The organism is Stenotrophomonas sp. AS012628 (genome assembly GCF_010608305.1).
Taxonomy (GTDB): domain Bacteria; phylum Pseudomonadota; class Gammaproteobacteria; order Xanthomonadales; family Xanthomonadaceae; genus Stenotrophomonas; species Stenotrophomonas geniculata.
In genome coordinates this window covers 1-244 of sequence record NZ_VMBJ01000205.1, presented here as the reverse complement: position 1 = coordinate 244, position 244 = coordinate 1, and the positions used below count along the sequence as shown (strand labels likewise).

At 59.8% G+C, this 244-nt stretch carries 1 protein-coding gene; it reads left to right on the top strand.

What is annotated here, in order from left to right; translation table 11 throughout:
- Nucleotides 1-18: 18 nt before the first annotated feature.
- Nucleotides 19-244: FAD-dependent oxidoreductase (locus G5A07_RS21635; RefSeq protein WP_343160922.1), on the top strand; the 226-nt coding region annotated here is incomplete at its 3' end.

Here is a 244-nt window from a genome sequence, read left to right as displayed (position 1 = left end):
TATCTGGACCGTTTCACCATGATCGGCACCACCGATCGCGAGTACCAGGGCGACCCGGCCAAGGTGGCGATCAGCGAAGAGGAAACCGCCTACCTGCTGCAAGTGGTGAACGCCCATTTCAAGCAGCAACTCGCGGCCGCCGACATCCTGCACAGCTTCGCCGGCGTGCGTCCGCTGTGCGACGATTATTTTTTTTATGATTCGGCGATCACCGTGTTCTACACCCTGTCGCTCTCCGCCGGCA